This is a genomic window from Rufibacter glacialis, from assembly GCF_008271745.1.
Classification (GTDB): domain Bacteria; phylum Bacteroidota; class Bacteroidia; order Cytophagales; family Hymenobacteraceae; genus Nibribacter; species Nibribacter glacialis.
Genome location: NZ_VKKZ01000002.1, coordinates 1 through 7,289, shown reverse-complemented (window position 1 = coordinate 7,289; position 7,289 = coordinate 1). Strand labels below are relative to the sequence as shown.

Annotated in this window: 6 protein-coding genes and 1 rRNA gene; all 7 read right to left on the bottom strand. The window is 48.7% G+C overall.

The window, feature by feature from the left end; genetic code table 11:
• Positions 1-602: 602 nt before the first annotated feature.
• The 7 genes from FOE74_RS00795 to rrf all read right to left on the bottom strand — a co-directional run bounded on the left by FOE74_RS00795 (position 603) and on the right by rrf (position 7,282).
• Entirely contained in the window at positions 603-1,736 is a 1,134-nt protein-coding gene (locus tag FOE74_RS00795) for a glycosyltransferase (RefSeq protein WP_149096714.1), read from the bottom strand.
• A 3-nt stretch (positions 1,737-1,739) separates the two neighbouring features.
• A complete protein-coding gene (locus tag FOE74_RS00790; RefSeq protein ID WP_149096713.1) occupies positions 1,740-2,705 on the bottom strand; it encodes a glycosyltransferase family 2 protein in 966 nt (321 codons plus the stop codon).
• An 8-nt stretch (positions 2,706-2,713) separates the two neighbouring features.
• A complete protein-coding gene (locus FOE74_RS00785; RefSeq protein WP_149096712.1) occupies positions 2,714-3,232 on the bottom strand; it encodes a DUF4199 domain-containing protein in 519 nt (172 codons plus the stop codon).
• A 17-nt stretch (positions 3,233-3,249) separates the two neighbouring features.
• On the bottom strand, positions 3,250-3,768 hold the full coding sequence (locus FOE74_RS00780) for a DUF4199 domain-containing protein (RefSeq protein WP_188687146.1): 519 nt from the start codon (positions 3,766-3,768) through the stop codon (positions 3,250-3,252).
• A 14-nt stretch (positions 3,769-3,782) separates the two neighbouring features.
• A complete protein-coding gene (locus FOE74_RS00775; protein WP_149096710.1) occupies positions 3,783-5,063 on the bottom strand; it encodes a dihydroorotase in 1,281 nt (426 codons plus the stop codon).
• Complete coding sequence (locus tag FOE74_RS00770; RefSeq protein ID WP_149096709.1) at positions 5,047-7,008, bottom strand: BatA domain-containing protein; 1,962 nt, start codon at positions 7,006-7,008, stop codon at positions 5,047-5,049. The genes FOE74_RS00775 and FOE74_RS00770 overlap by 17 nt, the downstream gene beginning before the upstream one ends.
• Positions 7,009-7,170: 162 nt before the next feature.
• Positions 7,171-7,282, bottom strand: a 5S ribosomal RNA gene (gene rrf, locus FOE74_RS00765).
• Between the last annotated feature and the right edge of the window lie 7 nt (positions 7,283-7,289).

Genomic DNA, 7,289 nt, shown 5'->3' with positions numbered 1-7,289 from the left:
CCGGAGGCGAAGTTTTTTTTACTCTTGTTCCCTCGGCTCGGTTAGCCAAGACTGCTGCGGCCAGGAACCCTGAGGCTCCCCCCCCGGAGCGGGCTGCAAAGGTAGGAAACGTTTCCCTTTCCGCAAGGAAAGAGGAGAACTTTTTCTTTTCCCGCCCGTTGGTGTCAGGTCCGTCTCTTGGTGATCCCCTTCCCGCCGAAGAGGCTGCAAAGGTAGGGAAAAGGGCCGGCTTTCCAAACCCTACCCCCCGGTTCTGCCTTAATGCAGCGGGTTTCTTTGGTAGCCTAAGGGGTAACCCCGCTGAGGGACTGGGAGTTCCAGAAGGGAAATATTTTTCTTCTGGAGGACCTTTTTGCAGTTTCCTCCCCAGAGGCTAGGAAAGAACCATCTAAGGGGAGTGGAAGCTCCCTGTATGGAAAGCTTTTTCTTCTCTTCCTGGGAAGTAATCTGTTTAGGTTTAAAAGAAAACTTAATGATAGATAGAGGAAGTAGTTTCAGAAAAGAAGCAAAAAGAGGCTAAGCACTTTCTGCCTAGCCTCTTTATATAGTGTACTTCTTCCTCTTCTGTGATTATTGTCTTCTTTTACAAAAACAACTGCTTTTCATTTCTTCAAACCTGCTGCTTCCGTGATGGCATCGCCTAGAGCCTCCCAGGTATACTTCTTCTTTTCTTCTTTTATGTTCTGGATCATGCTAGAAGCTCTTTGCTCCTGATAGAACTTGTCTATGGCATTGGCGATTGCTTCAGGGGTTACCTCTACCACATAGCCTACTTTCTGGTCTGGTATCATTTCTACCAACCCGCCCACCTTTGTTACAATCATAGGTACTTCAAAGTGGTAAGCGATTTGGGTAACGCCACTTTGTGACGCATGTCTATAAGGCTGAACAACTAAGTCTGCTACAGAAAAGTAGTCTTTCACCTTTTCATGAGGAATATACTCTGTCGCCTGTATGACTCTTTCCTGTAGATTCCCCTCTTCTATTATCTGGAGGTAAGTTTCAGGTGGTTCATAAAACTCTCCCGCAATGATCAATTTAACGCCTCTCTCCTGGAGCCTTGGATCTTGCATGGCCTGCAGCAAGAGGTCTAATCCTTTATAATGGCGTATAAAACCGAAGAACAAAAGGTACTTTCCCTCTGGAAGGTGTAATGCCCGTAAGGCTTCTTCCCGAGTCTTCTTCTCCCCGTACGTATCATAGATAGGGTGTGCCTGGCAAGCCATAGGCTTGGTTTTGTTGAACTGCTTCAGTTCCTCGGTGACCGTGGCCGACATGGTGACAAAAGCATCACAGGCATCAACAAAGTATTGGGTTAATGCTTTGTCTCCAGGACGCTTCTCGTGCGGAATGATGTTGTCTGTCAAGGCTACCACTTTCGTATGACGATTCCTTTTGATGACTCTTGCCACGGTTCCCAGACTGGGGCTCATGAAAGGCAGCCAATACCGGAACAACACCAGGTCTGGTTTCTTCTTTCTGATTTTATTCCCTACGCTTACCCAGGTGAGCGGATTGATCGAGCTTAATTCCCGATGGATGACCAAACCTTGGGGCGGTGGCCCCTCTACATATTGTGATTTACCCGGGAACAAGACCGCCGGATATTGGGTGGTGAACGTGAAGATCTCCACCTGGTGCCCCATCCGTTGCCAGGCCAAGGCCAGGCTCTCAGTGGAAGCCGCTATTCCTCCTCTAAAAGGATAAGCTGGCCCCACAAGAATAATATGCGCCATAACCTAAAACCCGATGTTGTCTCGGATCAAGTATTCATCTTTCCTGCGGCCCGACAAAGAAACCATTTCGGCTAAAAAGCCGACCAGGAAAAGCTGTACCCCTACAATGACTGCCACCAGGGCCAGAAAAAACAGTGGCTGGTCTACCACATTCCGCACCACCTGGTTCTGGAACGAGTAGTATACTTTCTCTATCACCAACCAGGAAGTAATCAAAAAACCGATCAGGAAGGAGATGGTGCCCAGGCTTCCGAAGAAGTGCATAGGACGTTTCCGGAACCGGGACACAAACGTGATAGACATCAGATCCAGGAACCCGTAGACAAAACGCTCCAGTCCGAATTTGGTGGTGCCGTATTTGCGCTCGCGGTGCTGCACCACTTTCTCGCCTATTTTCCCAAAACCGTTCCATTTGGCAATGACCGGTATGTAGCGGTGCATCTCCCCGTAGACTTCAATGCTTTTCACCACCCGGGCATCATAGGCTTTGAGCCCGCAATTGAAATCGTGGAGCTTTATCTTGGAGATCTTGCGGGTGGCGGCGTTGAACAACTTGGTAGGAAGGGTTTTGCTTAACGGATCATACCGCTTCTTTTTCCAACCGGAAACCAGATCATATTCTTGCTCAACAATCATGCGGTAAAGGTCTGGGATCTCGTCTGGGCTGTCCTGCAAATCGGCATCCATGGTAATGACCACCCGGCCCTGCGTTTCCCGGAAACCCACGTTCAAAGCCGCTGATTTACCGTAGTTGCGGTTAAACCGGATGCCTTTCAGGTGGGGGTCTTGCAGAGACAGTTCCTGAATCACTTTCCAGGAAGTATCTGTGCTGCCATCATCAATCAAAATCACCTCATAAAGAAAACCGTGCGATACCATCACACGGTTTATCCATTGGGTAAGCTCTGGCAGAGACTCTGCCTCATTAAGCAGTGGAATCACCACTGAAATATCTACGCTATTCTGCATGAAATCTTTTACTCAAACTCTGGACGGTTTCTCTTCATCACGGCCGCAATAAGAAGCGACAGGATAAACCCTAATAGCACGGCACCTACCACGCCCATGATCAGCATCATTTCTGGGGTAGTGAATTTCTCGGTCATGCTGGCGGCTTGCTCAATTTGCTCGTCGCTCATGCCTTTGTTTTCCATCTCCTCAATAGAGGCGTTCCTGATCTGCTCCAGGATGTTACCGTCAATGAATTTCAGGTAGATGTAGGTGAAGGTTCCGCTTAATACCCCAGACACCGCAGCTAAAATAGTGCCGGTACCAAGCCCTTGCCCATAACTCATGAACCCACCGTTCTCTTTCTTATAGTAGAGGTATGCCATTATAATCCCTACAATGGGGATAACGGTACCCAGATAAGACAAGCCTTTGTTCAGGTGCAGACCCGTCATGTACAGGATGAGGCTGTAGATAATAGAGACAAAGCCTGTGATGATGCCATAGCGCACCCCTACTGAGCCCGGAGAAACGGTTTGTTCGTTCATGTTTATTGGTTTATGAGTTATTTTCTGAAAAATACGCCTAAAACGATACTTACAAAGAAACCCACCACCATGCGGTTCACGAAGTTGATCTGCGCCAGAATGTAGGCATTCAGCTGGCTTAGGTTCTGGTAGGCATTCTTATAATTCACTTCTCCCATCACCTTGGTTAACTCTCCTTTGGTTAACTCCATCCGTTCCTGACTCAATATAATATATTCCTGGATCATTTCTTGGCCAGCCACCACAGAATAGAGGCAAAGGAGAGCCGCAGAGGTGAAGGCCAAAAACAAGACGGTGGCCATGCCTACCTTGAAGGCTTTGCCGAACCCTAATTCTGCGTCATGGAACTTCTTAAAGTATTTTATGGCCAGAAAAACGAAAACAGACACAAAAACGAGCGTGGACGAATACTCGCTGGTATTGTCATACAGGTTCTCAAACCCGGCCAAAGCCAGGATCAAGACATAAGCAAAGCTTACAATCCCTCCGGTGACGCCATACCTGATGGCCGTATTGATAACCGCTTTGTCAAACATCAATAAATACGTTGCTAGTTCTGGTAGGCAGGATTGGGGGTGAACTGCCCGTTCATGTAGGTACCAAACACACACCCTTTCAACATTTGACCCAAGAAGGGACTGTTCTTGGCAGCCGAGGCATTTAGACTCTCGTCAAAAACCCAGGTTTGGGTGGGATGGAAAAAGGTAAGGTTAGCCTCTTCGCCCACCTCCAGCGCAGGAATCGGTAAGGAAACTACCTTTCTGGAACCAACGGTGAATTTCTCCACAATCTCGTTCCATGACACATGGGAGGACATGGTTCCGTTGGCCACGGAAAAGGCGGTTTGCAACCCTATGATTCCGGGTTCAGCCAAATCAAATTCCAGTTCTTTGGCTTCTTCGTTCCAAGGGGAATGTGCTGAAACAAGGGCATCAATGGTGCCGTCTTGTAACGCCTCTAGAATAGCCAACCTGTCTTCCTCGCTTCTGAAAGGGGGGCTCACTTTATAGTTCGTGTCAAAAGGAGCGATCATCTCGTCAGTGAAAGCGGCTTGGTGGGCGGCTACGTCACAGGTCACGTGCAAACCCTGGGCTTTGGCAGTCCGCACCAACTGAAGGCCTGCGGCCGTGGACAGCTGCGAAAGGTGGAGCTTTCCGCCCACGTAGTTCAGCAGCTGCAGGTCGCGCGCCACTTGCACCTCTTCGGCTATGGCGGGAATCCCTTTCATTCCCAGGCGAGTGCTGGCAAGGCCCTCGTGCATTTGGCCCCCACTGGCGATCTTCTTGTTTTCGGGGTGATTTATCAAAACGCCCCCAAAAAGCCGCAGGTACTCCAGCGCCTTCAGAATGGTATCTTCGGCCTGCAAAGACCCATGCCCATCAGAGAAAGCGATGGCGCCCGCCTCTTTCAGATCCAGTATTTCTGACAGGTCTTTTCCCTCCAGGTTATGCGTGATGGCAGCTATGGGATGCAGCCGCACTGCGCTGGTTTTTGACCTGTTTTTGAAAAACTCCAGCGAAGAACGGGTTTGGGTGACAGGGTCTACGTTAGGCAAGCAGGCTACTTCAGTGAATCCGCCAAAGGCAGCGGCTTTCATGAAGTTGTCCAAGGTTTCCCGATGTTCGAAACCGGGCTCTCCGGTAAAGGCAATCAAGTCAAACCATCCAATGGAGCAGTGCAGTCCTTGGCTGGGAATCACTTGCGCGTTGTCCACCTCTAAGGAGGAAGCCATCTGGTGCAGGCGGCCCTCTTTCAGAAGAAGGTCTACAGTCTGGCCATTAAACGCCGAAGAGGCGTCTACAATGGTAACTGCTTTAAATAGGAGATCCACTTTTTTTAGTGCTTAAGATGATGGCCTCTATCACAAGGCATAGAAAACACAATATTAGGCAATATTTCCAAAGGGAGGGGCCACTTACCTCGTTTTGCAATTGTTTTTGGAGAGGAACGTTTTCCCGAAGCTCCACTACCTGCACCTTACCCCCATGGTCGGCAAGTAATTCCTTCAGTTCTTCCACCGTGTATGCCTCCAGTTTAGATTCAGTTCTTGGTATGTTCATGGCTACTACGGTAACCGCTTTACCAGCTTGTTCTAAATTATAAAAGCCTGGTTTATTCACTTGAGGAGGTAAAGATAAAAATAGCTGGTTTTGGCGTATCCGCTGGTCAGGAATGAAGGAGAGATCCCCCTGGGCTAAAGAGAAAGGTTGCTTGGAAGAGACTTCCCCTTCTAGCGGAATACTAAGGTTGCCAGCGGGAGACTGATGGGACAATCCTGCTTCTGAACTAGTAGTGCCTAAGGCCAATTGATACAAAACAGGCACAAACAAAGGGTGAGCCACAAAAGCAGAAGAAGCCGAGATAGGAGCCGCCAGCAAATGCACATTTCCCTTCCCTACTTTGAAGGTGCTCAAGAAAGGGGAGTTATCAGAGAATTTTAGGATGGTGTGGAAGGCACTGCGCCAGGTCAAGACTGGTACAGCCTCTGGCATTTTCATGTTTCTAACCTCTTTTTCAAAAATCTGCCTGAAAAAGGTATCGGAAAAATCAGGTTGCCGCAGGGGCAGAGCTCCGGTTTCCTGGTTGGCTTCGCTGATTCCGGCCAATCCAATTTGGGCCAGAAATCCAACGGCCCCTTTCTGCTCTCCACCTTGGGGAATAAGCAAGACGGAGCCTCCCTTGTCTACCCAGTTTTTAACTTGGTTGGCCAAAGAAGCAGATCCTCCCGAAGTTGGAATGTCTAGCACCCAGAAACCATTAGCTCCGGTAGGCTCATTGGCAAAAACAAAGGCTGGCTCTGCCTGAAGAGCTTGTACTACCGGATCTTTCTGTCTCTGGGCCCGGTTCACCTTAATTTGCACCACAGAGGGCTTGGGCAGAACAATAAAGAATTCGTTGTCAAAAGGAGTTGCCGGATCTTCTACCGTAAAGGTGATTTTTTTCAGGTCTCCCCCTGACACAGGGATTCTAAAATGAGCAGTGGCTTTTTGAGCGGGATCAAGAAGAACCTGGGTGGCGCCTAACAGTTTGCCTTCCTCAAAAGCGGTCACTTTTACTTGGGAACTCTTCGTTAACAAACTTCCGGCTACCCGTACAGCAATACCCGCCAATGTGTTAGGGATCAAAACTGGAGACTCCAACCAAACCGAATCAATAAACAAGTTGGTAGCACTACCCGTTGTCAGGGGCACTAGCGTAATTGGTTGGGTGGTAGAAAGGGTCTTGAAAAATTGAGGAGAAAAGGTAGCCTTTTGAAAATCAGAAAAAATAAAGGTAGTTCTTGAGGTTCGTTGGTCCCTTGTTCTATCAAGAATCTCCTGTGGCGAGAAAAAAGTCATTGACTTAGTTCCACCAAAGGCACTATCAGCTATGAACCGGGAAGAAGAGACGGAAGAAGAAGGGTTTTGATTTACTCCTAATCCGGAAGCGGCGCCTTCTGCAACTTCTAGTTTAGAGATTCCTTTTTCTGCCGAGGCACTGTTCATGCTCCAAGAAGTATCTATTAGCACCATAGGGCTGGCACCTGCAGTGGAACCACTCGTGTTCCTTTGGTGCAGAAATAAAAGGACGGCAGCTAAAGCAGCCCCAATGAAAAGGAGCCTTAAGAAAAGGAGCAGGTAATTGTTGATCCTCCTAACCGATTTGGTTTTAGAGATCAGGGCATTCAGGAATTGGATGTGCGAAAAATCCAGCTTTTGCCTAAGCCTTAACCCAAAGAAGTGTATAAAGACTAATAATACAGCCGCAAAAGCAGTTCCAGCGAAGAGAGGAAGCATCTAGTAAATTCCGTTTATACGTGAAGATAACTATTTGCTCTTAAAACTACTTATCTGCTGCGTTTGGTATATGAGGAGTCTCCCTCTCTCCTCCCCCCTTCTTCCTGGGGATCAACGCAAGAACCCCCTCCTGCACGGGCAGGAGGGGGTTCCATGTAAGGGGGTTGGCGGCTACCTACTCTCCCGCGTGTGACCGCAGTACCATCGGCTCGGCGGGGCTTAACTTCTCTGTTCGGAATGGGAAGAGGTGGACACCCGCGACATAGCCACCATTATCTTTC

Bases quoted from the DNA above. Each gene is read 5' to 3' on its own strand.
- FOE74_RS00780 (WP_188687146.1), bottom strand. From the start codon at position 3,768: ATGTTTGACAAAGCGGTTATCAATACGGCCATCAGGTATGGCGTCACC.
- FOE74_RS00795 (WP_149096714.1), bottom strand. From the start codon at position 1,736: ATGGCGCATATTATTCTTGTGGGGCCAGCTTATCCTTTTAGAGGAGGA.
- FOE74_RS00770 (WP_149096709.1), bottom strand. From the start codon at position 7,008: ATGCTTCCTCTCTTCGCTGGAACTGCTTTTGCGGCTGTATTATTAGTC.
- FOE74_RS00785 (WP_149096712.1), bottom strand. From the start codon at position 3,232: ATGAACGAACAAACCGTTTCTCCGGGCTCAGTAGGGGTGCGCTATGGC.
- FOE74_RS00790 (WP_149096713.1), bottom strand. From the start codon at position 2,705: ATGCAGAATAGCGTAGATATTTCAGTGGTGATTCCACTGCTTAATGAG.